Below are 25,093 nucleotides of genomic sequence, written 5' to 3'. Positions count from 1 at the left end.
TCTCGTGCGGTGGAGCCCGGTTTAGCCCAGGCAGTCTTTCAGTGAGTGGGCGTTGAAGCGCATCATGTCCACGTAGGTGTTCACTTCCTCGTCGAAGGCGTCACCGTAGATCGTGCAGATCTCCACATCCAACTCATGCGCTGTTTGGACCAGCACGTTGGACCGTGAAATGAGGCCGGGCTCGAGGAATACCGCCGGAATTTGAAGGTTCTGGATGGTTTCCACCAGCCGGCGACGTTGCTGAATAGAAGGCTCGGTCGAGGGCTGAGGGGTGACAAATCCCGCGATGTCTACGTCATAGGCATGTCCGAGGTATCCGAACGCGTCGTGTGTGGTCACCAGATGACGTTGAGCTTCCGGGATCTCCTCGATCGTGGTTGCTACCTGTTCGTCAAGCTCTTCGAGCTCGGCAATGTACTCTGCGGCGTGAGCGCGATAGTACTCAGCGTTGTCCGGATCGATCTCGACCACGGTATCGCGAATGACCTTGACGTAGGCGATGGCGTTGGACACGTCATGCCACAGGTGCGGATCAATCTCACCGTGGACGTGAGCACCCAGGACGGCTTGGGGCAACTGGTAGATCTGTTCTCCGGTCCGCCCCAGGAATCGGAAGGAGGGGTCCGGTGGAATTTCTTCCAGCGCTTGAGTGGGAACACTGATGACCACGTCTTCGGGGTCATAGGCTTGTTGTACGTGCTCGCCTCCCCCACTGGGGTCGTAGAGCACCTCAATCTCGCCGGTGTCGACATTGGCGGATATATCAGCGTGTCCCTCGTCCAACACCTGCGCGCTGTCATCGACCTCGTGCGGATTGACGCCGACAGCAAAAGTGACGGTCTTGTCCTCCGCCAGGGGCTGTGCCTCAGATGAGTCGTCGATGTTCACCGTAGCGTTGACGGTGAGCTGGTACACGCCAGGCTCGTTGAACGCCCACGACATATGCGTGTGGGCATCGAGAGGAAGCTGGGCGTGATCCTGGTGGTCAATTCCATCGGAGGTGTCGATGTAAAACCGCGGGTTGCCGAAAGACTCTGTCAGATAGGCAACGAGATCTCCTGGTCCTGAGAAATCGGTGGCCGTTAGTTCGACAGTGGAACTGCGCGTCACCCCGGACAGCTCGGAGTTCTGTAAGCCGTCGCCTTGAGCGCGCATGCCCAGCCAGATGGTGTCCAAGGAGACATTTTCCACCAGCGGAATAACCTCTGCGGAATATTTGATCGCCGATTCTGCCAGGGCCACGTTCGGGACATCCTCTCGGATCGTGGCGTCCAAGGTGCGGATCACCGATTGGTCCTCAAGCAACATGTAGTTCGAAAACGCCACATCAGCGTAGGCAATCTGACGCACGTCTCGTAGCGTGGGCTCGTAGCTATGCGGATCGGCACCTTCAGGCACGATTTGTTCCACATCCATCCGGTCACCGACCACATTGCGGGTCAGATCAGCCAGGATACCGGTCGTGGTCACAACCGAAGGCTTTTCGGGCGTGGACAAACTGCCGGTCGATACACCGCCGCACCCGGTCAGTGCGAGTGCGGCGGTGATCGCCGTGGCAACCCAGGCTTTAGCTCTGGGCATGCTCGTCCACGGTACCGACAGCGTTCAGTGTTGCGCGTCGACGCGCGTAGAGCAACGCGGCGGTTCCGAGTGCCACAACACCCGCACCGATCCCGACCATGCTCAATACCTGTTCGTCAGCACCAGTCTTCGCCAAGGTGCACGGAGTTCCCTCCGGAGTCAGCCCCTGACCGGCGGTCAATTCCTGACCGTTAGGAGCCACAGAGGTAGCCGGCGCGGAGCTCTCGTCGCTCTTCTGCTCGGCGTCCTGTTGGTCACCCTGGGCGAGATCCTGGTCGGTATTCTCGTCCTTCGGGGTAGCTACCGACGCACTGCGAGCGGTCTCAGCTCCCACCTGGAAGGTGTAGGTGCCGGTAGCAGACTGGCCATTGGCCTCGAATTTCAGCGAGACCTTATAGGTACCCGGTTCGGTGAACACCCAGTTGCCATGTTGGTGGGTGTTGGCCGGAATCTGGTAGCTCTTGGGGCCACCAACAGTGTCGAACACCTTCTCACCAACCAGCTGCCCGAAGTTCCCGTTTAGGAACACCGCCAGCTCACCAGGGCCCTCCACATTCTCCAAACTCATGGTCACACCCTGAGAGCCAGGACCATTGACCACAGATTCGTGCTGAGTATTCCATCCCACCCACGGCACGCCGGGTTCTTGAACCTGCTGAATCATGTAGACGTCCTTGCCAGACTCTGCCACATATTCCAGATCGCCCGGAAGACTATCAGCTGAACGCAACGCAGCATCACCGAGAACAAACGTGAGGTCCTCAGCATTGCGCCATACCGGCGGAGCCGTCCGATCGTCCTTCATCTTGGCAACAAACTTGCCATCTTCGACAACCGGGCCCAGATCGAAGTGTCCTTCGCCGGCGCTCAGACCAGTAGCCTGCTCACCCTGTTCGGCCCTGGTAGCACCGTCCTTCGCAGTGCCATCCTGACTGCCACTGGCACTACCCGGAGGCACGACCTCGCGGCCCTGACCGTATTGGCGGTTCCATTCGTCAACCGGCAAGCACTGAGGAGCCTGTTGCTGGGCCGAACCTGCCCCAGCACCGCCCGATCCTCCACCGTTACCGGCACTAGCTCCACCGCCAGTACCGGTTCCGGCGCCGTCAGCACCGGTTCCGGAAGAGTCCTGCTCGCCGGCATCGCCAGAGCCAGCCCCGTTGGAGCCACCATGGTCACCGTCGCTACCTCCGGCTGGGCCGGAATCCTCTCCGGAGCCGCCGCCGGAACCGTTTCCGGGCTTCTTCGAGCTGTCGTTGCCCTGGTCTGCCGGCTTGTTGTCAGGAGTGGTACCCACCTTGTCGTCACGGTGCTTCGGGCACTTGTTATAACCCTCCGGAAGGTCCGCGCCAACGGTCACCAGATAGGTAGCGGCATTGGTCTTTTCGGACTGACCAGTTTTTTCGTTGTGGGCCTCAGCTGAGACGCGGAGGAAGTAGGCCCCGGGCTTGGTAAAGAACCAATTGGCGTGAACGTGCGCAAGGTAATCCTGGTGGATCGTACCCGGCAGCTTGTAGGAATCCCCGGTCAGAAGCGACTGGACTCCTCCCAGGCCCCCCGAGCTCCACAAGTAAACCTCGCCAGGACCGGTGACCTGTTCAATCTTGAAGTCCACTGAGCTGTAGTCGGTACCATTGAGCCCTTGGCTATCCCAGCCGGGCCAGATCAACGAATCGTCCTGAAGAAGAGGCAGGTAGTATCCGGATTTGCCGGCAAGTTCAGCGGGGATGCCATCAGACTTGGGCAAGGTGGTCTGAGCCTTGTCCTTGACGTTGAGTTCGACATCTGCTGGGTCATGGATCACACCCGACCCAGTGACATCTTCTTTCAGCGTCAAGGTCGGCTTCTTGTCGATCATTTCCAAATTGAACATATCGACGTGGCCGTGGTCCAGTTTGAGTCCATCCCAGCAGATATCGTCGTCAGCGGGCTTACCCTGACTCGGTGAGGGCTTGGGTTTGTCCGATGCAGACGGTGAGGGCTGCTGTGACTCGCTCGGCTGTTGCGATGGGGAGGTGTCCTGGCCGGGGGTACCGTCATCGCCCGGAGTCTGCGAGTCTGTAGGTTGCGACGGTGTTTCCGGCTGAGTAGGCGCCTGGGTCGTCGGTTCCACCGTGGCGGTGTTTTCCGGTTCAGGGGTTGGTTCAGGGGTAGACTCCTGGAAGTCCCCGACGCGGAAACGGTAGGTTTTTTCCTCGGTGGGGGCCCGCTCGCCAGTCTCGGAGTTGATCGCAACGCCGCGGACCGTCAAGTCATAGTAGCCAGCCTCGGTGAACGCCCAGTTCGCATGCACGTGGGCGTGATAGTCCTGGTGAATGGTACCGGGAAGTTTATACCCATCGTCGGTCAGTAACGAATCCAGTTCGCCCAGGCCTTTTTGGGTCCACAGGTAAACCTCGCCGGGTCCCGACACGTCGAGAATTTCGATATCAGACTGGTCGTAGCCCGTTCCGCGCAGCCCTTGGTTGTCCCAGCCCGGCCATACAATCTGGGGGTTCTGGTTCAACGGCAGGTAGTACACCTCGGCTTCATGGAGGGCCTCCGGCACAGCTGGAACGGCGGGGAGAGTCATCTTCGCCTGTTCCACAACGTCCAACTGGACTGTCTCCGGGTCATGCATCACGCCATGACCGGTCACGTCTTCTTTCAACGAGAGTGTGGGTTTGCCATCTTTGGCGTGGAGATAGAACGCGTCCACGTGCCCTTTATCGAGCACGACTGGACGAGATGTTTCCTCAGGCTGTGAGGGAGCAGCGGTCGCTGCCGAAACCGGGAGACTGGTGAGTCCCAGCAGCGCCATCAACAGACCTAGCACGCTCACAACGGCGGTTGTCGTGAGTGCTCGGTGCGAGCGCCCGGCCTGGGGCCGAGCCTGTAATGAGTGATTTTGCATAGTCTCATTCTTTTCTAGCGTTAAACGCCTCGGTGATCATGAGTACTCTGTCAGTATAGCTAATGCGAATCATTACCATTCATTATGACTGATACATGACATCCTCACGCCCCAAGGTGTGGTCCCCAGCCGCACAAATCACGTCACTTGGAGCACGAACTGAATACAGTGGAAGGGCTCACAGGGCGCCACATGCAGGTACGTTGTGCGCAGGTATGTCGTGGATTTCATCCCCGTTTGAATCGGACCGTACTACCTGTCCTGAGGGTTGGACTCCCTGTAGCCAGGAAACTGCCTGGTAGAGATCAGTTGACCGGCGTCGCCCCATTCTGGCCAATACCGCCAGACCAACAGACACAGGCGGTGTTCGCCTTCTACCGAAAAAACAACACGAAGAATAACGCCCATTGCGACGGGAGGCTCGCAAAAGCTCACCGTACCGGCCGGCCACTCACCGCATGGCCGTCTTTGCGTGGATACACAAACGGCACCTGCCTAGGATAGTGCCTAGTCAGGTGCCGTTTTCTCGTTGCGGGGACAGGATTTGAACCTGTGACCTCCGGGTTATGAGCCCGGCGAGCTACCGAACTGCTCCACCCCGCGGCGACAGGTATCTACTATACGCCGGAGGGTGGAGCAGTTCAAATTAGCGTGGTGTACCGTTCACCACACGGTGGTGTGATGCTTACTCTGCCTCGGAGTTGTCCTCCTCTGCGGTGTTCTCATCCGAGTCCTCAGCATCGTCGGCGTTGGAATCCGAATCCACGCCTTCAGCCTCTAGAGCCCGGCTCAATGCGTCGTTGAGCTGGTCCTGTGCTTCGCCGTAGGCAGCCCAGTCACCATCCGCCATAGCCTCTTCTGAAGCCTGCATCGCATCCCGTGCGTCTTGCAGGGCCTTTTCTAACTGCTGTTGCGGGCTGGTTGCTTCAGGTGGCTGTGGCTGGTCGGAAGGTTCGGTTCCTTCTTCATCACCGGCTTCAGGTGGCGGAGTATCTCCGGCACCGGCCTGACCTTCCGCAGAGGTTTCAGCGCCGGAATCTCCACCGAAGATCTGGTCGAGCGCTTCAGCCAAGGTATCGGCGAAGCCAACCTCGTCACCGAAGGCCACCAGGACCTTCCGCAAGACCGGGTAGGAGGTTTCACCGGTGGACTGAACGTAGACCGGCTGGACGTACAGGATACCGTCCGCAGCAGGCAGGGTGATCATATTGCCGTTGATCACATCCGAAGCACCCTGACGGAGCAGGTTCAGCTCCTGCGACACGGTGTCATTGGAGTCGAAGTTAGCCTGGGCTTGACCGGGACCCGGTGTCGTGGTTTGACGTGGCAACTCCAGCAACTGGAGGTGACCGTAGTCCTCGGCCTTCTGGCCATCCTCGCCAGTACCGGCATCACCGTTGGCTGCCAAGAAGCCATACAGCACGTTGCGCTGTGCGGCACCTTCGGTGACCTGCGGGATGAACGGTGTAGTCAGTTGGAAGGCGGGTTCTTCCTTGCCCGGCAGCTGCATCGACATGTAATACGGCGGGATGGAAACATCCTGAGCACCCGTCTGCTGATCGTTATTCTCAGCGTTAGTCGAGATCGTGGGGTCGACCGGCACCGACCAGGCGTCGTTGTTTTCGTAGAAGTCATCCGGGTCGGTCACATGGTAGCGACCCAACAGCTCACGCTGAACCTTGAACATATCCGAGGGGTAACGCACGTGATCCATCAATTCCGCACTCATGTCAGAGTATGGCTTGATGTGACCGCCGTAGACCTTCTGCCAGGCCTGAAGCAACGGGTCCTCGGGCTCCCATGCATAGAGGTCGACCGAACCGTCATAGGCGTCCACGGTGGCCTTGACTGAGTTGCGAATGTAGTTCACCTGTCCCGATGGGTTGGTATTCGGGTTGGTGTTCAGCGAGTCGACGGTCACCGAGTCGAAGTCCTGAGAATCTGAGTACGGGAAGGCATCCGAGGTGGTGTAGGCATCGACAATCCACTTGACCCTCCCGTTCACAATGGCCGGGAACGCGTTGGAGTCAACCTCCAGGTACGGGGCAACCTTCTCCACACGATCGACTGGGTGGCGGTCGTAGAGGATCTGGGAATTCGAGGTCACGTTCTGCGAGAACATGATTTCGGTGGAACCGAAGCGGATCGCATACGATAACCGATTGAAGATATTACCCACCGAGGGGCCACCATCACCGGAGAAGGTGTAGGTAGTGTCTTCTTCCGATTCGGCATCCTGGGGACGGTCCAGTTCCTGGTCCGGATCGCCATCTTCCTTACCCACGATGGAGTACTGCGGTGAGTTCATCCCGAAGTAAATGCGTGGCTCGTAATCCTGGTCAGATGCCAGCTCACCGTCGGTGGGAATACCCGAGAGCAAGAAAGCCGGGCGTCCACCGCCTCCTACCTCCGAACTGTCCGCGGCGGTGAGGCCATACCCGTGGGTATAGGTAATGTGCTGGTTCACCCAGGAGGAGTCCGGGTTCACGTTGACCTCACGGGGTGCAATGATGGTGTCGCGCACTTCGCCGTCAACCTCATAACGGTCCACGTGCAACGTATTGGGGAACGAATAGTACGGACGGAACTGTTGCAACTGTCCGAAGGTCCGGGACAGCAGGTTTGGGTCCATCAAACGAATATTGGCCGTGGTGGCCGATTCGCCAGCCAGCGCTCCCGCGCTCGCTTCGGTCTCACCGGCATAGTTGGTGTATTCCATATCGGAGAGCCCATAGGCCTCACGGGTGTAGTTGATGTTGCGCTCAATGAACTCGCTTTCCAAGGCCCGCTCGGTCGGTTGCACCCGATACTGCTGGATCAGGTAGGGGTAGGCCACCCCGGCCACCAGAGCCGCCACAATGAACGCGGCTGCACCAATGATGCCGAACCGCCACCGACCGCGTAGCCCGGTAAGAATGAACAGCGCGATCACCAAAACGGCAGCCACAGCCAAAATGGTAGAGGTCGGAATCACCGCGTTGACATCGGTGTACATCGCACCGGCCCAGTTGCCTTCTTGGTTCTGCAAAGTGCGGTACCGATCCAGCCAGTAGTTGACACCCTGCAAGAGCATAAACAGCGACGCGAAGATCACGATGTGCCAGCGTGCGGTGCGCGAGATCTGAATACCACCGCGTTCTTGGATGGTGATCGCACCGAAGAGGTAGTGCACCACCAGTCCGACAATGCCAGCCACCAAGACCACCGACGTCGCAAAGCTGACAATCGTGCCGAGCATCGGCAGAGTGGCCATATAGAAGGTCAGATCCAGGCCGAACTCTGGATCAGTTTCACCATACGGCTCTTGGTTGAGGAACAATAGGACTTGTTGCCAGGAGTTCATCGCCGCCGCTCCGGCGAAGAAACCAATCAAGAGCGGAACACCGATGAGCACGAGCCGGCGGACCGATTCAATCTGCTTTCGAAACTGGTAGACGCCATCGCGCATCGAGGTTGCGTCCGCATCGGGGCGCTTCCGCCAGGCAAGCCACATTGCCAGCCAGGTGACGAATGCCATCACACCCCCGGCGATGACAAATAGTACACCGCGCGTCAGGTGTTCGATCCAAAACACCGAGGTGAAATCGAGCTGGCTGAACCACAGCACTTCGGTGTAGATCATCGCAAACAGTACGAACAGCGCCACCAGGGCAGCGAGAATAATGATCGTAATGATCAGCGCACCGGGACGACGTGAATTGTTCTGTTGCTGTCGGTTCGACGAGCCACCCGGTCCACCCGAAGAACCCGAGGAGGAATTGTTATTCCCCGACGAGCCACCGGATGAACCCGAGCCCGAGGAACGGCCTGAGAACAGGTCGCCAAAACTTTGCCCGAAACTCACGTTTGTTCCTTATCTGCAGGCGTTGGACGCCCGACTTGTGTCGAATGTTGGGTGATGTGTTGAGTAGTCCTGCTATCCGCAGGTGGTGACGTTTTCTGCCTCTGGTGTGTCGTGAGATTTCACGATCTCCACAGCCTGTTCCAGGCTCGACACCGAATACACGGTGATCCCGTCGGGGACCTTATCGTCAAGTTCTGGACAGTTAGCCTCTGGGGCCAGAAACACGGTGGCTCCAGAGCGTTGAGCACCATAGACTTTTTGGAGAATTCCGCCAATGGGGCCGACAGTACCATCGGGGTCGATGGTACCGGTGCCGGCAATATGGTCACCGTCGACCAGGTTCTCCTCGGTGAGTTTTTCAATAATGCCCAGCGCAAACATCATCCCCGCGCTGGCACCGCCAACATCACCGAGGGACACTTCAAAGTCGTAGGGGAAGTCGAACTCGGAATCTAAGTAGATCCCGATCTGGTAGCTACCGTCCTCAGCCTCAGTGACGGGTACGTCGATCTTGTGTTGCTCGCCGTCCCGCTCAATGGTGAGCGTCACCGGCTCCGGCGCGGAGTCGTCAACAGCATCCTTGAGTCCTTGCAGACCGGTAATGGGGTGACCGTTGGCAGCAATCACCTGATCTCCTCGACGCAACAGGTCAGTGGCCTCAGCGCCTTCTGCAAAGTCGTGGACGAACAGATGCTGGGTGTAATCGATCTCCAGATACTCCAACGCCGCAGCCATCGCCCACGACTGAGAAGTATTCATCGCCACCGTGTTGGTCTCTTGAACCTCAGAGGATGACACGTTCGAGGGATAAACTGTGGCCGAAGGAGTCAGAGAAACGTGGGGGAACATCCAGCCAAACAACACGTCGATAGCAAAAGTCGCTCCGGTGGGCGGACCTTGAACCGACACGGTTGTCATATCCAGCGCACCGTCGACGGGATAAGTCTCGGTACCCTCAATCGACAAAACCGGTTCTTCCCCCTCACCAAGATCAACGTCCCCGATGGTGTTGACGGTCGGGCCGGGGTGTTCGGCAACGTAGGACACCGGAAATACGACCCCAGCCAACAGTGCTGCAGCCAGCAGAAGACCTGAAATCCACACCATGCGGCGTCGCTTCACCTCGCGTGGCGATTCAGGGCGCACGTCGGCTGAGTCATTCACCCGCAAGGGGGTGAGATCATCCGGTGATAAAGACATGTTGTCCGAGCCTTCCTGACAGTGCGCGCTGGCGGAGAAGAGAGGTCTCCCAATCCCTTCTATTCTAGAAGAAGAAATAACATCTGTACGACAGCGTTGAGCGTCGTGACATCGGCACGAGACACCGGTGTGCCTTCAGCGAACCTCAACGGCAACTACCGCGCGAAGCTGTCATGGTGCGACCGGAATCGGTAGTCTATAACTCATGACTACTCCCCCGGATGGACCACGGAATGACCACGGCGACGACGGATCGGACAATAACGATCCGTTTTCCGAGATGTTGCGTCGCATGTTTGGCGAGCAGGCTCCTAACCCCGAAGAAATTCGTCGAGCCATGCAACAGATGTCCGACCAGTCCGCGATGCCGTTGGATCCGGCCATGTTTAACCCCGCCATGATGCAACAGATGATGTCGCAATTCCAGGCCATGATGTCCTCGGGTAATTCTGATGAACCGGTGAACTGGGCGCTGGTACGCCAAACCGCCCGGCAGGCTGCCGCCGGCGACGACCCATCGGTGGGCACCTTCGCACGACGGGAAATCGAAGATGCCTTGCGCCTGGCGGAGCTATGGTTGGATCAGGCCACCACTATGGAATCCACCGGATATTCCGGCGTGGCGTGGTCCCGAGCCGAATGGGTCGAGAAGACTCTTGACCAGTGGAAAGAGATGACTGAGCCGGTTGCCACCTCGGTCTCACAGGCCCTGTCTCGGGCTTTGTCCGAACAGCTTCCCGGCCAGCTTCCCGAAGAGATGCGAGCTGCCATGGGCGACATCGGTCCGATGATGAAGAACATGGGTGGCACCATCTTCGGTCTGCAACTCGGCCAAGCCTTGGGCGAGCTCTCCCGCGAAGTTCTTTCGGGAACCGATTCCGGTTTCCCGGTGGCCGGCCACCGGCTGGTCATGCTTCCGGTCAACGTCGAAGAATTCGGTGATGGCCTGCAGGTTCCAGAAGATCAAATCCGAATTTATCTCGCCTTGCGGGAAGCGGCCCGAATGCGTCTGTTTGTCCATTCACCGTGGCTGGAGCGTGATTTGATGGCCGCCGTGCAACAGTACGCGGCCGGTTTAACCATTGATTTGAGCTCCATTGAAGATGCTGCCCAGTCGGTTGACCCCATGAACCCCGAGTCTATGCAAGAGGTCTTCTCCGGCCGAATGTTGGTCCCTGAACCCACCGGGACCCAGAAGGCTGCCCTGGAACAGCTGGAAACCACCTTGGCCGTCATCGAGGGTTGGGTCGATGTCGTCACCACTCAGGCAGCTCAGGCACTGGAATCAGAAGCTGCACTGCGCGAGATGATTAATCGTCGCCGTGCCACCGGTGGGCCAGCAGAACATGCTTTTGGCTCGTTGGTCGGCCTGGACCTTCGTCCTCGTCGATTGCGGGAGGCTGCTGCATTCTGGCAGAAGATTACCGACGAGAAGGGCACGGAATACCGCGATTCGATCTGGGAAGAACAGCTGTGGATTCCGACCGCTGAAGATCTTGACGATCCCGACGGATACGAAGCACGTCGCCAGGCTCAGGCCGAGCAGACCGAACAGATGGATGAGGAGCTCCGCAAGCTACTCGATGGTGGCTTCAACGACGACGGCCAAACACCGGGAAAGGATCGTTAATCCTCGTCACCGTCGTCCCCAGTCGTCCAACCCAGTTGCGGTGAGCACGCACTTGCGAAACGTCGTGCATGGCTGAAACCCTCCAGATAGGCCATCGCTTCATCCATCCGAGAATAGCGAGCAGCCATCCGGTGAAAATCTGCGTCATGACCGCCGTGGGCTAAATGAACCAATTCGTGGACCAGCACACCGTCAATGACCCACTGAGGCATACCTTTCAGCTGGGTGGACAACCGAATCTCTCCGGTAGCCGAGGTGCACGACCCCCAGACTTTGGTCTGCCGGCTCGACCACCTGACACTCGCCGGCACAACCTCGGAATTCAACCATGTTTTGGCTAAAAACACCGCCCGGTCGTAGAGGTCCTGGTCGCTGGTTTTCATGCGGTTGTCGCGTTTTTTCTCCAGACGCTGGATCAGGTCAGCGCTGGCATGAAAGATTGCTTCCTGACTCAGCCGGCCCGGTGCACCGATGTGCAGCATTCCGTCTTCGTAAGAGGCTTGGAAGCTTCTCGTGCGCCGGAGCGAACGAATAATTCGTACGGTTCGACCGTGATACTCATAGACTTCGGCGACGCGGCCACGACCCAACCGGAAGGGACCGTCTAGGTGCCGAAAGCCGTGTAATGTTGAGGGCGAATGCTGGGTGCTGTGCTGTGGTAGTGATGTCATGGTGTCCATTCTTCGGTCACGGCAACCCTACCCCAACAAGGCGTGTTGGACTGTGGACAACAACACCTGAGCAAACCAGTTGTGGACAACCGTCTGCACGAGCTCACGGTCTTTGCGATGATGGCAGTCCGGACCCTTCCGGTCAGCCGGTACTGGCCCGAATCATCGTCGTCCCAGGAGCTACTTCATGCAAATCAACCCCGGCCTGTCTTTCGTGAAAATTTCAGCTGGCCTGGTCCAAATCGGTTCAGGTGAACGATCTCTGCAGATCTCTGGCGCCACACCGCAAATCACCGCGCTACTGGAGAAACTGCGTCGCGGAATTCCGGATGGTAGCGAACCACGTCACGGCAAACAGGCCGGGCTCAGCACTCAGGAAACCTGGCGACTGATCTCAACCCTCGACCCAGTCTTGTTGAACTCCCCGGCCGAGCCGTCCCCAGAACCAAGCACCGACTGTGACGTTGCCACGGCCACGGCCACCCTGCAGGCGGTAACCGTGGAGCCCAGCTCGCAGCATGACGCTGACGAGAAGACTTCGGTGCAGGTTTGTCCAGTTGATGCACCCACTTTGCACACTCGACGCGCTCAGTCCTCCGTGCAGATACTGGGGACTGGTCGCAGTGGGCGCGCCTTGGCACTCCTGCTTGCCAACGCCGGCGTCGCAAGGATGTGGGTGTGGGATCCCCAACCTGTCACAGTCAGTGATCTCGGCACCGGGTTCCTGCCCGAAGATCTTTCACGGTGCCGGGGTGTCGCCACCGCCGAACAGTTACGTCACCAGTTTCCTGACATCGAGATTTTGCCCCAGTCACACCCCGTCGCGCCCCAACCGTGCGGTGACCTGTCTGTCTGCATCACACGAGGCGGACTGGCCACGGAGTTTCTCGCCCAGGCCCAACGTCGAGCTCAACCAGTGCTACCAGTCACCCTTCACGACGATCGCGTCGTCATCGGCCCCTGGCTTTTGCCCCAAACCTCGCCGTGCCCTCACTGCTGGATGGCACGCGAAGCGGAGCTCGATCCCTCTTACGCGGATCGACAGCATGCGTTGCGAGCGCAAGCAGCAGGTCGTGAACCTCTAGGTTTGGCCTACGCTGTCGCTGGATTAGTGGGCATTCAAGTGCTGAATTGGATCGATGCCACACCGCTTCGAGATGTCCTGACGCTGACCGATGCCGGCGAAGTCCCCGGCGCTGTACCCGGTCAAGTACTCAGCGTCTCGGCCCGAACCGGTGCCGTATCAAGCTTCACGATCAGTGAGCATCCCCGCTGTTGTGGCGCGGTCGCCTACTCCTGACACGCAGCTAGCCATTCTGGTCTTCCTCCCTGGGGGCGGAACTGACGAGGTGGAGCACCGCATCCCCGTATTTCGACAATTTGGCATCCCCGATTCCGGGGACCTGGCGTAATGCGCTCGCTGTCTGTGGCACCTTTTCAGCGATGGCCACCAAGGTCGCGTCTGTAAACACCATCATCGCCGGCAACTTTTCTGACTTGGCGGTGGTGGAGCGCCACTCTTTGAGTGTGTCCAGAAGGTGCTGGTCATAGGTGGCTGGACAGTTTTGACAGCGGCCCAGTTTCCGGGCCACCGGTGTTTCCAGTGGCTGGCCACAGACCCGACACTGTGCCACCTGTGAGCGCCCGCGACGCTTACCGTGGAAGTCACCCGGAGAGGACCGCTGGGCCTGGTTCGATGCCGACACACCCGTGTGCGGTGAAGGAATCGTCTGCGTCGATGACGCTTGCGGGATCAGGGCCGAGAGGAACCGTGAGGGCTTGGACTTGTTGCCAGTTCTTCCGTTGCGGTGACGCGGCCAGCTGAAAAAAATTTCATTCCGTGCACGCGTAATACCCACATAGAACAGTCGTCGTTCTTCATCAATCTCGCTCTGGGTTTGAGCAAAACCAATCGGGACCATTCCCTCGGTGAGTCCGGCCAAGTAAACCGCGTCCCATTCCAATCCTTTAGCTGAGTGCAACGACGCCAAGGTCACCCCCGAAACGGTGGGCGGATGCTCATCGGTGTCTCGGTGCTGTAGTTCCTGGACCACCTGGTCGAGACTGAGCTGTGCACCGTGATCATCCAGCATTCGGCGACCCAAGGTAATTAGTGCGTCAAGGGACTCCCACTTCTGTCGCACTGCACCGGTGGCTTGGGGCGGATCAGTGCTGTATCCCAATGAGGTCAGGATCGCTTCCATCAGCTCCACCACCTGTTCGGCCCGCACCGCAGGTGAGGCCTGAGCGGCGGAGCGTAGTTGCAAGACAGCTTCCCGAACTTCAGTGCGTTGGAAGAACCCTTCGGCGCCTCGGAGCTGGTAGGGAACGCTGTGTCGGGTCAGAGCCTGTTCGAAATGCACCGATTGGGCGTTGGTACGGAACAGTACCGCAATATTTTCCGGGAGTTTTCCGTCGGTGATTTGCTGATGGATATGGCTGGCGATCTGGTCTGCTTCGGTCTGTTCATCCTCACATTCCCAAAACACCGGCGCCGGACCATTATCTCGCTGAGAGACCAACTCGAGCGGACGAGGCCAGGGAGGCATTCTTCCTCCGGCTTGTTGGCCCTGTTGGGTCCGTTGTTCCAAGAGTCGATTGGCCAAGGCCACAATGTGCGGGGTGGACCGATAATCCCGGATCAGCTCGATACGTTGAGCCTGCGGATAGGTCGTTGTGAACTCCAACAAGAACCGTGACGTGGCCCCGGTAAAAGAGTAGATGGTCTGCGAGGCATCACCCACCACGCATAATTCATGGCTGTCGCCCAGCCAGGCCTCTAGCAACCGCTGTTGGAGCGGGGAGACGTCCTGATACTCATCGACGATAAAGACCCGGTACTGACGACGTACTTCGGCTGCAATAGCTGGCTCAGATTCGAGGATCCCAACCATCAACAGCAACACATCGTGGAAGTCCATCAATCGCTGGTCGGCTTTGAGATCTTCATAGGCTTGAAAGAGCCGAGAGAACAACAACGGGTCCCACCCGCTAGGCAACGGGCGGTGACCTGCCTGATGTTGGTAAGTCTCCGGGGTGAGCATCGAGATCTTGGCCCATTCGATTTCTCCGGCAAGATCTCGGACCGTGGCTCGATCGGTACTCATCCGCAGCCGGTTAGCCGCATCAATAATCAGTCGGATCTTATGCTCTAATAGCCCAAACATTGGTCCACCAATTGCTTGGGGCCAGAAATAACTCAGCTGCTTCAACGCCGCGGCGTGAAATGTGCGTGCTTGTACTCCCCCAGCGCCTAGCACCCGGAGACGAGCTCGCATTTCCGCAGCGGCTTTGCTGGTGAAGGTCAGCGCCAACGTGTGAAACGGACTATAGGCTCCGGTGGCCACTCCGTAAGCAATCCGGTGGGTAATGGCTCGAGTTTTCCCGGTCCCGGCCCCGGCCAGAATGCACACGGGTCCGTGCAAGGCGGTGGCTGCCCGGCGTTGCTCCACGTCGAGGCCTTCAAGTATCTCCTCGGGTAAACTCACCGTGGCACCTCCTTGACTCGATAGATTGTGCAACGTCCGGCCCAACGTCGCTACGTGGCTTCAGCGGTCACCTCAGAAACGTAGCACGCTAAGGCGCTCAGTTTTGCAGTACGTGTGGGTCCGGAAGAGGCCCGCCATACCAGTGCTCGATCAGCATTCGTGCGATCGATGCGGACCCGGGTAGGTAGATCTCGCCACGCTCAGCCTGAGACCACATCTCGGCTTTGGTAAACCACGTCACCGACCGCATCTCCTTGTTATCCGCTCGAATTGTCTCCACGTTGGTGGCACGCGCCCGAAAACCTAGCATTAACGATTGCGGGAACGGCCACGGTTGCGAACCGAGATACTGTGGGTCAGCCACGTGCGCCCCGGCTTCTTCGTAGACTTCTCGGATCACCGCTGCCTCGAGGGATTCTCCGGGCTCAACGAACCCCGCCAGTGTGGAGTACCGGTTCGGGGCCCATGCCGTATTATTTCCCAGCAGTATTCTGTCATCGTCATCGGTGATGGCCACGATGATGGCCGGATCGGTGCGGGGGAAGTGCTCAATTCCTTCAGCGGGGCAGGTTTTAACCCAGCCGGATTGCTCAGTGACCAGCCGGTGTCCACAATGCGAGCAGAACCGGGTCCGGGAGTGCCAGTTGGCAATCGCCACCGCCTCCACGAAAAGGCCGGCTTCTTTGCCAGAAAGCCCCGCTGCGACTTCTCGAACCGAGAGCCATTGCACTCGCGCCGGATTAACCTCCGCCCCATCCCAGCGGTGCGGGTTGAGTAACTGTGGTGCAGTATCTTTTGACCCGGAAGGCACCAGGACAATGTCGTTGGGGCTGATCCCGTCTAGGTCCTCGGGGGACAGGTCTACTACTCGTTCACCGCGTCCCAGATAGACCGCTTCTTCTGGAAGCGGGCCTTGGGGGTGGTCGAACACGAGTGCGCCCCGATAGACCGGAACCTGACGGGCGTGAAGTCTGAGGACTTTGGTTTCAGGAGCTGACCAGAGGGTTGGCAACCAGGCAGGGTCCTCCCGTTGCAGGCACCCTCGGTCCAGGTCTTCACGAGCTAGTGGCAAAGCACCAAGAGGAGGGAAAGTCTGCTGATTGCTCATGGTTTCTACGGTACTGGAAACGCGCTCGCTTCTGGGGAGTCATTCCTCAGGGCATAACGGTGCGTCGCTGAACGCTGGCTGAGTATTCCAGCCAAATTGTGGACTCGCCAAATCACAAGCGGGCCGGTAAAGGTGGATATTCAGTAGGCTGGATGCTGTGAAACGCACACCCATGGAACTCGCCGCCCTCGCCTCCGCAGCTATGCCGGGACTAGATATTGTGGGTGTAGCTTCCACCGGCGAACAATCCCCAGAGTTCGACAATGCCCTGGTGACCGACCGAGATAACACCATCTGGCGGGTCCGCTCGCCGCGCACTGACCAAGCCGGCATGAGGTTGGAAACCGAATTGGAGGTGCTGTCTGGTTTTACTCCCACGATTCGGGCGAAGTTACCTTTCCGCGTGCCTTCTGTTGCCGGAGCTGTGCAACTGGATCGTCGTCGAACTTTTGTCTATCACCAGATCCCCGGCGAGGAACTGGACCTCGACACCATTGTCTGCCTGCCCGATATCGTTCGGGATGACCTCGGACGGATCACCGCAGCAATCCACGAATTACCACGTTCGGTTGTGGAAATTGCCGATCTGCCGGTGTATACCGCTGAGGAACATAGAACCCGTCGTCTCAACGAATTGGACCAAGTCGCGCTGACCGGAAAAATCCCCTCGATACTCTTGCGACGGTGGGAAAATGCTCTGGAAGAAACCCAAATGTGGGGGTTCACTCCCACGGTTGTTCACGGAGATCTGCACGAAGAACACTTGTTGTTCGACCGTGGTCGAGCAGTGGGTTTGATCGGCTGGACTGACCTTCATATTGGGGATCCTGCGGTCGATTTTTCCTGGTTAGCTTCAGTCGAGGATCCAGTCTTCGGTGAACAGATCATCGATGCCTATTACCGATATCTGGGCGCTGCCGCCGATGAGCGGGATTTCCACCTGATGCGACGGGCATCATTGAGCGCTGAATTTGCTCTGGCCCAATGGCTGATGCGTGGCATCAACAGTCATGATCAGCGTATGATCGATGATGCGGTGTCGATGCTGGACGATTTGGCCGCCGACGTTGCAGAAACCGGTGGCCAGGACGTGGGCTCGGAGCTGTCAAAGCCTCATCACTCCTCGGTCGCGGCGCCCGATGAAACTAATCCGGCACATTCCACGGCCAAAGCGGACGACGGCACCTCTGCTGAACAGGTCCAGCAGGTCAACGAGCCAGAAGAGGTCACTGCCCCTATCAGCACCATCAACGCTAACCTCAACGCTGAGGATGGTGCCGTGGTGACCGACGCCGATGTCGATGCTGACGACGATGACGCGACCGAAGACGAGAATCCAGTCCGAGATGATCCCAAAGCATCTGAGGCCTCGCCACCGGAAGCAGACAACGCAGACGACGGTGATCAGGTCGATGACGATGCCGGCGTTGTCACCGAACCGGTGTCGTTAGACGCCATTCGTCAGATGACAGAGGACCGCGAGTCAGACTCCGCGTCGCAGGCCGAGGATTCATCATCTCGCAACTAGTCCTCCTCCGTCGCATTGGCAGTGTTCCCTATCACCGCGACGATAGCCACTCAATCTGCTCCGTGGGGTTCGGTGGCTTCCAGCACTTGAGCCAGCAACGCTTCCAGTTGCTCGGCGTCAGCAAGGTTGACCGGAGTTCGTTCTTCGCCATGTGCAAGGTACACAAAACGTCCCGAGATATTCGCCAGGGGAATATCATGTAGCCGTGACCAGGCCAAACGGTACAGCGCCAGCTGAAGTCCTTTATGTTCCAAGTCGTCTGGGGTCGACGGCACCATACCCGTTTTCCAGTCAACGAGCTCCCACTGCGCGGTGGGGTCGAATTCCTGATCCGGGTGGTCTCCCCCGTTCCGAAAAACAGCGTCAATACGGCCACGAATGGTCACCGACCCGACTGTCGTTTCCACCCCGGCTTCGATGAACGCTGGTGAGCGTTGCGCCCATCTGGTGTTCAGGAAGTTCTCTCGCAGGGTCGTCACACCGGTTTGTTCGTCCCAGACCTGGTCGGCATCCTCGACCGGGTCCTCGAAGTCGAGCATGCCCGTGATGCCAGAACGCTGACTGGCGAAATGTTCCTCAATCCATTGGTGGACGAGCGTACCTGTTCGGGCTGCTTTGATCGGTCGACGTGGCATCGGACGTTTCAGTGACTTCGCTACGGTGTGCGGGTCGTCTACCAAACTTATAAATGCTGAGGCCGAGAGGTGACTTGGCAAGTGAACCTCACTGCTCTGCGTCATATCTTCGTCGGGTTGGGCCCACTGCACGCGTTGAGCCAGCTCGTGGTCTTCAATATCCGTGACAGATGTTTCACGCGCATCGGTCACCCATTGTGCCGCTTGTGTCACCGCTTGGCGACGTGGGTAGTGGCGAACCAGAGGTTTTCCGGCCCGGTCATCGATCCAGTAAACGCCGTCATAGAAGTCCGTTGCATTGATTTGGTAAATCGATGCGCCATCGAGAGGATCGACAGGCCAGGTGGAGACCAGGATCTTCTCAGCCCGCGGGTTCTTATCTCCGACGACTTCGGGGTCTGTTGAATCAACCCAGTGTCCAGTTTCGACCCCGTCTAGTCCCTGAAAAATGGTCAAGAACTCGGACTGTTCAACGGCTTTCTTCTTTGTTCCCACCCAGTGGCTTCCTGAGAGCCACAACAAGTGCTTGGGGCGGGTGAAGGCAACATAAGCTAGTCGTTTTTCTTCGAATCCATTGCGGATCTTCACGTTCTCAGACAACCGATGATAGGTCACCCGATCCTGATCTTTCGTGGAGAACGTGGTGTTGCCTGCTCCTGCACTCCACTCTTTTAGGGTTTCGGCCTGGTCGAAAGGCCACTGATACTCGTCTGGAATATCGTGGCGAAGCCCCCAGGGTAATGCCCCGCTGGAGGTGGAAGTCCATCTCTCGGGTTTCTCCGACGGGAATTTTCCTGCGCTCAGTCCGGGAACGAACACGGCGTCCCACTCCAATCCTTTGGAAGAATGGACGGTGAGCAACTGGACGGCTCCGGGGCGTGGTTGAACGGCGGGTAGTGCCAGCCCTTTTTCTTCTGCCTCAGCAGTTTCTATCCATGCCAGAAAGCCCGACAAATCAGACGTCAGGGAGCCGTTCAACCCTTGTGAGAACTCGTCGACGACATCGTAAAGGGCTTCCAGGTGTTGCAGTGCCTCGGAGAGTTCGGTTCCTGGATGTGCCAGAACTTCTGCCTCAATCCCACTACGGCGGGCAATCATCCGGAAGAATTCCGGAAGATCCAGTGAACGCAACTCTTGGAGCGAGACTAATAGGTCCGCAACACGGTGCAGTCGTTGGAGCCCTTCCTCGGTGAATCCGTAATGGGCTGCCTCCTCAATCGGCGGTAACTTATACAGTGCTTCGATCAGTGACACTTCTTCAGCGTCTTCGGAGACGAGTGCCTCGGCGAGCTTCTCAGCATTCCAGATCTGTTCTGGGTCATCAGACCGGAGTTCCGACGGAGGTTGAGCGTCACGTCCATGACGCACGAGTCCTCGGGCATAACGGTTAAGTGCCCACAAGTCGGCTGTTCCGATTCTCCAGCGCGCATTACTCAAGATACGTACTAGAGCTTCGTTTTCCTGCGGAGCGGCAACCACACGAGCTAACGACAGCACCTCGACGACGGCGGGAACCTCGACAAGCCCCGTCATCCCCAGGATTTCATAGGGGACTCCTCGCGCTTCGAGTGCTTCAACCAGAGGCAGGAAGTCTGCCTTGCGACGACAAAGAATGGCAGCCGACTTCTCGGTGTGATGTGGCTGGTTCGAGCCGGGATCGGTAATCCCCAGGCAGTCTGCGACGGTGTCGGCCAGCGTGCGTGCTTCGTCTTCGGAGTCTTTGAACCAATTGATAACCACGCGTCCGGGTTCACCGGTCACTCCTGCCGAGAGTTCTTGGACCGGGACGGGCCTGCCGGTGGTCGGTTCTCCATCCAGTTGCCCGATAATGGCATTGGCACCGCGCAAAATGCGCTCTCTATTTCGCCATGCCACGCTCAGGGGCAAGATATCGGCTGGAGCCCGTGTGTCAACACGGTCGTCATCGGCACGCCTAACGGCTGGGAAATATTCGGGAAAAAGACCCAGCTGACCGGCGGAGGCACCTCGGAATCCATAGATCGACTGGTTGGGGTCCCCCACAGCTGTGACACAGTGACCTGCTCCCTGGGAGGATTGGGGGCCGAACAGCGAAGAGAACAGCATCATTTGGGCGTGCGAGGTGTCTTGGAATTCGTCGAGGAGGACGACCTTATACTTCTCGCGTTCGCTGGCGGCAGCTTCGGGAATCGTGGAGGCGATCAGTTGGGCATAATAAACCAGGTCCCCATAATCCATGAGGTTATGGTCCTTTTTCACCTGGGCGTAACGTGCAACGATATCGGCCATGGTCATTTTCACGCGGAGGCTGTTAAAGATCTCCGTGGCGTATTTGGGCCGTTTTGCCCCGGTGTCTAGACGCTGGCCGGACTCCAAAATTTCGATCACGTGCTCTTTGATCTCGTGTGGTTTCACAAGATGTTCGTTGGCTTCCGCGGCGAGTTTTTTGACCGCCGAGATCAACGAACTCTCGGTAAAGTCCAGTTCGGACACATCAGCTTCCCAGTTTGCCACGATCTCGGCGATGATCTGGAATGATCGGGCCTCTCCGATCATTTCTGAATCGGGTTCGACACCAATGCGTAGCCCGTAGTCTGCTACCAGCGCATTCGCATAGGAGTGGTAGGTGGAAACGCTGGCTTGTCCCGGGTCGTGGCGGTCGAGAGTCAAGCCTAGTGACTCGTGGCTCGCGAGGTTTTCAATGGCGGCGTTCACGCGTGCTGCTAATTCACCAGCGGCTTTGCGAGTAAAAGTGACGCCAAGAATTTCTTCGGGACGCACAAAACCGTTGGCAATCAGCCAGATGACTCGGTCTGTCATGGTGCGCGTTTTGCCCGAGCCAGCACCAGCGACCACCAGGAGGGGGTCTGGACCGTATTCGATGACGGCGCGCTGTTGTTTCGTGGGATACATCCGCTGTTGGGGTGGCTTCGCGGACTGAAGGATATCGGCCAGTTCTTCAGCGCTAAACCGAACGTCTCCCCAGGTGTTTCGTTGCGGTTGAGCTGCTAAAGGTTCCACTCTGTGATCTGCCTTCCTTGCCGTGTGATGGGTGAGAGGATCTGGTAGGACGATTTCTGGAACTCCCCAGGGTCCCACCAGGTCAGATAGCTCGCTCCAGAGACGCGTCGCGCCGCGTCCCGGATCTGTTGGCTAGCCCAGTTTTCTTCCGGGTGCTTGGGATCCTCGGGAACAACCGGCTGTTGGTGTTGGACTTTTAGGTTCTGGTTGGTGGTGCCCAGCTGGACTAGCATGGCTCCACCAGGGGTGGTGGGCTGAGAAAACTCGGCCGACTCGAGCTTCGTTGCCTTCAAGACGCCGGAGATGATCAGGGCCTGATAGGTGGCCAATTGTGGCAGGCGGTCAACCTCTTCGCCTCGAGGCATCGACTTGCCGGTCTTGAGGTCTACCACGGTTGGACGTCCCTGTGGGTCTTTTTCCAGCCTGTCAATTTTTCCGTTAACTTTCACGTCGAGATCCTCAACCGTGAAGGTGGCGTTGACGCCCAATTCGGTAGCAACCAGACTCCGGCCGTCGTGACGCATGGCGATGACATACTCGCTGAAAAAGCTCAGCATATCTTTGATCCGCTGGCGTTCTCCCTCGGCCTGCCAGCTTTCGGGGTCAAGCTCCAGGGCGCGGAGTAAAACCGGGAACAATTCTTCCAGTCCGGCTTGCAGGTCTTCGGCTCGTCCCTGGTGGTATTTTTCAGCCAATGCGTGCACGAAGGTGCCGCGCTTCAAAGGCTCTGACGAGGAGGTTGAGGCTCCGATCTTATCGAAGTACCACTCGGCTGGGTTCTCCAGAGCGGTACCGAGGCTTGAAGGCGACAAGGAGATCATGGGCCGACCAGATTCGAGATCTTCGGCAACGGCTGCCGGGTGGGTACTGGACAACGGTGCCAGCCCCCACCAGAAGTTGGGGTTGGCGCTGGAGACGCCGTGGTCGCTTAGCACGGCCAAAGCAGTTGCTGCATCACGTTGCCGGCTTTCATCGCGATGTTCTGGTTTCTGACGGGCTGAGTTCTCCAGTTCTCGACGCAGGGTGGCGACCAGCATCCTCCGCGTCAACGGTGTGGGCACCGAGGTTATCGGCCGTACTGGCTGGTCCTCAGTGACGTGCCAGGGCTGGATTCGATCAAGGAAAGCACTGGGTTGAGATTCTTCGGTGGCGACCGCTGAACCGATCACGATCTTGCGTGCCCGGGAGATGGCCGCGGCGAAGGTGCGCATTTCGTCGGTTCGAACTTCCGCGATCCGGTCTACCAGTCTGTCATGGGTCGTTCGACCACGCACGAGGTCGACGAGGTCCCCGGTTTTCAACAATTGTCCACGCACTCGGGTGTTGGGCCAGATGCCTTCTTGGACTCCCACAATGAGGACTGCGTCCCACTCACCGATGACCGCAGACGACGGGGTCAGCACCGAGACCGCCTCATCAAGGTGGTGAGTCTCCGATAGCGAGTCCATGGGGAGGTCTTGGTTTTCCAAGTATTCGACGAATCCGGCGGACGTTTCGCCGGGGAATTGATCTTCGTATCGTTCGGCGGCGTCAAAAACGGCGATCACGGCGTCAAGGTCGCGGTGGGCCTGAGCCGCCTGTTGCGCCTCACCTTCCAACGCGGTAGTTTCCCACGATGTCGCGACCCGAGCTGCCTGCCATCCGGCCCACAAAACCTGGCTCGGTTCAGGTGAGTCTGACTCCACGGCACCACGCATCGCGTTGAGCATCTTGCCAATGCGCACCACGGAACGAGCATAATCCGGAAGGGCACGCCCAGGGTCCAGACTCAGCATCTGGTATACCAGCTCCGGAGAGTCGACCAGTATATCCAGTAGCTCATGTGAGCCTCGGCTTCCGCCCTGGGCTTGCTCGGTTTGCAGTAAACGGCGTCGTAACTGGCGCACGTGTACCGCGGTGGCACCGCCGTAGCGACCGGTGAGTAACCAGCTCAACCGCTCCGGTGCAAGACCGGTCCCCCGCGGTGGTGCCGGACTGCTGGCAACGGCCACCAGGGTGAGCAACGGTGAGACCGCTGCCTGCTGGTTGAGCATGACGTCGGCCATGCGTCGGTGCACTGGGATCCCCTCTAAGCTCAACGAACGGGCGATGGCATCGACCCGGCTCGCCGTGCGGGCAATGACGGCCATGTTCGAATAAGGAATCTTGTGTTCTAAGTGCAGTTGCAACAGTTGTTGGTGCACCAACAGTTTTTCTTGACCAGCACTGGCCACCCAGCGTACTTCGGCACGCTCATCGTTGTGGTTTGTTATGGTCTCGGCCTCTTCCGAGGTGGGAGTGGCAGGCACCGTTGAGGGCAACCCCATGGTGACGGGAATACGTTGAGCGGCCCGACGCCAGGCTTGAAAAACCGGTGCCGCCATGCGGTGCTGATGTGTCAGTTCGATGATCCGCTGGCGACGTTGCTCGCCGGAGAGATCGCCCCTGATCATCCGTTGCGGTAGCTCGGAGAGCAACTGCGGTGTCGCTCCTCGGAAGCCCTGCACCGTCGTGGTCGGGCTGGCCGTCATCACCACATCCAGGTCACTTGCCCAGATCTCTAGAAGGCGGTAGACCGCTGGGTTGGCGTCCTGGATGTCGTCGATGATCACCACCGGACGCCGTTGACGCTCTGCGTCGAGAAAAGAGCGGTGGGCTGGGTCAGCGAGATAATCGGCCGCCCGGGTAATCAGTCCCGCTGGGTCGAAGGCCGATGCTGAACGCAGATCAAGGTCATCGCGGTAGTCCTGCAACAGCTCAGCAACAGCTACCCATTCGGGGTAATGATACTCTTCTCCCCACCGTTGGAGTTGGCCCGGTTCAATACCGTATTCGCTGCAACGATCGATCAGTTCGCGAACCTCACGCCGAAATCCAGCCAGCCCCACGGCCTGTTGCAATGACTCGGGCCATTGTGGCCCGGTGTTTTCTTCCCGGTAGGTCTCCAGAATCTCCGCGATCTTTCGGTCCTGTTCAGCACCAGCTAACAGCCGAGGTGGTTCCTCCACATGTTCCAGATAGCCTTCGGCACGCATCCGCCGAATCACATCAAAGGCAAATGATGCCACGCTGCGCACCGGTGTCTCTGCCCGTGTACCCAACCCTTCGGCCTGCAACCGCGCGGTCAAAGCGTTTCGAACCTGGCTGGCTGCTTGGCGCGAACCCGCCAGCATGACTACCTCGTCTGGCTGACAGTCGGTGATCATTCGCTGGACCGCGTATTCAATCGCGGTGGTTGTCCTCCCGGACCCGGGCGCGCCGATCACCAGGACGGGCCCGTGACCGGCTGGCAGCGTGACAACACGGCGTTGGTCAGCATCAAGTTCAACAGCGGAAGCGACGGGCTGGAGAGGCTGGAGGAGTTCAAACCCAGGCTGTGGCTCAGACATAGTGTCCATCTAACCGCACCACCAAGGACAAGTTAAGCCTTGGCAGAATTGTCGCGGTGTTGTTTCCACCACCGCAAGGCGGTGGGTTCCCCCGGAGGCGTCGACCACGTAGCGTAAGACAGGTGAACGAAGCTCTACAATCGATTG

The 25,093-nt window shown here is 58.5% G+C and carries 12 protein-coding genes and 1 tRNA gene; 3 read left to right on the top strand and 10 right to left on the bottom strand.

The annotated features are described in order from the left end of the window. Nucleotides 1-21 precede the first annotated feature (21 nt). The 5 genes from DCC24_RS03720 to DCC24_RS03700 all read right to left on the bottom strand — a co-directional run bounded on the left by DCC24_RS03720 (nt 22) and on the right by DCC24_RS03700 (nt 9,518). Nucleotides 22-1,581 (bottom strand): anchored repeat ABC transporter, substrate-binding protein, encoded by a 1,560-nt coding sequence (locus DCC24_RS03720; protein WP_110098582.1) that lies wholly within the window; start codon nt 1,579-1,581, stop codon nt 22-24. After that, nucleotides 1,568-4,474 carry a TIGR03773 family transporter-associated surface protein gene (locus DCC24_RS03715; protein ID WP_110098581.1) on the bottom strand — a complete coding sequence of 969 codons (2,907 nt, stop codon included), beginning with the start codon at nt 4,472-4,474 and terminating at the stop codon, nt 1,568-1,570. Before DCC24_RS03715 ends, DCC24_RS03720 begins: the two co-directional genes overlap by 14 nt. A 529-nt stretch (nt 4,475-5,003) precedes the next feature. After that, nucleotides 5,004-5,077 (bottom strand) — tRNA-Met (locus DCC24_RS03710). Between the two features lie 82 nt (nt 5,078-5,159). Beyond that, entirely contained in the window at nt 5,160-8,318 is a 3,159-nt protein-coding gene (locus DCC24_RS03705) for a UPF0182 family protein (protein WP_334228145.1), read from the bottom strand. A gap of 72 nt (nt 8,319-8,390) precedes the next feature. After that, nucleotides 8,391-9,518, bottom strand: a complete 1,128-nt coding sequence (locus DCC24_RS03700) for a PDZ domain-containing protein (protein ID WP_110098580.1) — start codon at nt 9,516-9,518, stop codon at nt 8,391-8,393. A 205-nt stretch (nt 9,519-9,723) separates the two neighbouring features. Between DCC24_RS03700 and DCC24_RS03695 the strand changes: the two genes are divergently transcribed. Beyond that, on the top strand, nt 9,724-11,148 hold the full coding sequence (locus tag DCC24_RS03695) for a zinc-dependent metalloprotease (protein WP_110098579.1): 1,425 nt from the start codon (nt 9,724-9,726) through the stop codon (nt 11,146-11,148). Here the strand turns inward: DCC24_RS03695 and DCC24_RS03690 are convergent. Further along, nucleotides 11,145-11,819: a SprT-like domain-containing protein gene (locus tag DCC24_RS03690; RefSeq protein ID WP_158524586.1), complete on the bottom strand. Its 675-nt coding sequence runs from the start codon at nt 11,817-11,819 to the stop codon at nt 11,145-11,147. The two genes, DCC24_RS03695 and DCC24_RS03690, sit on opposite strands and share 4 nt — an antisense overlap. A 187-nt stretch (nt 11,820-12,006) precedes the next feature. Here DCC24_RS03690 and DCC24_RS03685 point away from each other — a divergent pair, with 187 nt between their 5' ends. After that, complete coding sequence (locus tag DCC24_RS03685; protein ID WP_110098577.1) at nt 12,007-13,119, top strand: ThiF family adenylyltransferase; 1,113 nt, start codon at nt 12,007-12,009, stop codon at nt 13,117-13,119. A 7-nt stretch (nt 13,120-13,126) separates the two neighbouring features. Here DCC24_RS03685 and DCC24_RS03680 read toward each other — a convergent pair whose 3' ends face one another. After that, on the bottom strand, nt 13,127-15,307 hold the full coding sequence (locus DCC24_RS03680; RefSeq protein ID WP_110098576.1) for an ATP-dependent DNA helicase UvrD2: 2,181 nt from the start codon (nt 15,305-15,307) through the stop codon (nt 13,127-13,129). Between the two features lie 97 nt (nt 15,308-15,404). Then, the gene (gene nudC, locus DCC24_RS03675) at nt 15,405-16,415 is read right to left on the bottom strand and encodes an NAD(+) diphosphatase (RefSeq protein ID WP_110098575.1); all 1,011 of its coding nucleotides are present in this window, start codon (nt 16,413-16,415) and stop codon (nt 15,405-15,407) included. 157 nt (nt 16,416-16,572) lie between these two features. On the opposite strand from nudC, the gene DCC24_RS03670 reads away from it, so the two are divergent. Then, entirely contained in the window at nt 16,573-17,943 is a 1,371-nt protein-coding gene (locus tag DCC24_RS03670) for a phosphotransferase (protein ID WP_146206272.1), read from the top strand. A gap of 50 nt (nt 17,944-17,993) precedes the next feature. Here DCC24_RS03670 and DCC24_RS03665 read toward each other — a convergent pair whose 3' ends face one another. Together DCC24_RS03665 and DCC24_RS03660 are read right to left on the bottom strand one after the other, a co-directional pair. Beyond that, nucleotides 17,994-21,578 carry an ATP-dependent DNA helicase gene (locus DCC24_RS03665; RefSeq protein WP_110098573.1) on the bottom strand — a complete coding sequence of 1,195 codons (3,585 nt, stop codon included), beginning with the start codon at nt 21,576-21,578 and terminating at the stop codon, nt 17,994-17,996. Next, nucleotides 21,566-24,946, bottom strand: coding sequence for an ATP-dependent DNA helicase (locus tag DCC24_RS03660; RefSeq protein WP_158524585.1), 3,381 nt, complete (start codon nt 24,944-24,946; stop codon nt 21,566-21,568). Before DCC24_RS03660 ends, DCC24_RS03665 begins: the two co-directional genes overlap by 13 nt. Between the last annotated feature and the right edge of the window lie 147 nt (nt 24,947-25,093).

Source organism: Auritidibacter sp. NML100628 (assembly GCF_003185985.1).
Classification (GTDB): Bacteria; Actinomycetota; Actinomycetes; order Actinomycetales; family Micrococcaceae; genus Auritidibacter; species Auritidibacter ignavus.
The sequence above is the reverse complement of the archived record's forward strand: the minus strand, read 5'-3'. Positions and strand labels throughout refer to the sequence as shown.

Bases quoted from the DNA above. Each gene is read 5' to 3' on its own strand.
- DCC24_RS03690 (WP_158524586.1), bottom strand. From the start codon at position 11,819: ATGACATCACTACCACAGCACAGCACCCAGCATTCGCCCTCAACATTA.
- DCC24_RS03700 (WP_110098580.1), bottom strand. From the start codon at position 9,518: ATGTCTTTATCACCGGATGATCTCACCCCCTTGCGGGTGAATGACTCA.
- DCC24_RS03685 (WP_110098577.1), top strand. From the start codon at position 12,007: ATGCAAATCAACCCCGGCCTGTCTTTCGTGAAAATTTCAGCTGGCCTG.
- DCC24_RS03715 (WP_110098581.1), bottom strand. From the start codon at position 4,474: ATGCAAAATCACTCATTACAGGCTCGGCCCCAGGCCGGGCGCTCGCAC.
- DCC24_RS03660 (WP_158524585.1), bottom strand. From the start codon at position 24,946: ATGTCTGAGCCACAGCCTGGGTTTGAACTCCTCCAGCCTCTCCAGCCC.
- nudC (WP_110098575.1), bottom strand. From the start codon at position 16,415: ATGAGCAATCAGCAGACTTTCCCTCCTCTTGGTGCTTTGCCACTAGCT.
- DCC24_RS03720 (WP_110098582.1), bottom strand. From the start codon at position 1,581: ATGCCCAGAGCTAAAGCCTGGGTTGCCACGGCGATCACCGCCGCACTC.
- DCC24_RS03695 (WP_110098579.1), top strand. From the start codon at position 9,724: ATGACTACTCCCCCGGATGGACCACGGAATGACCACGGCGACGACGGA.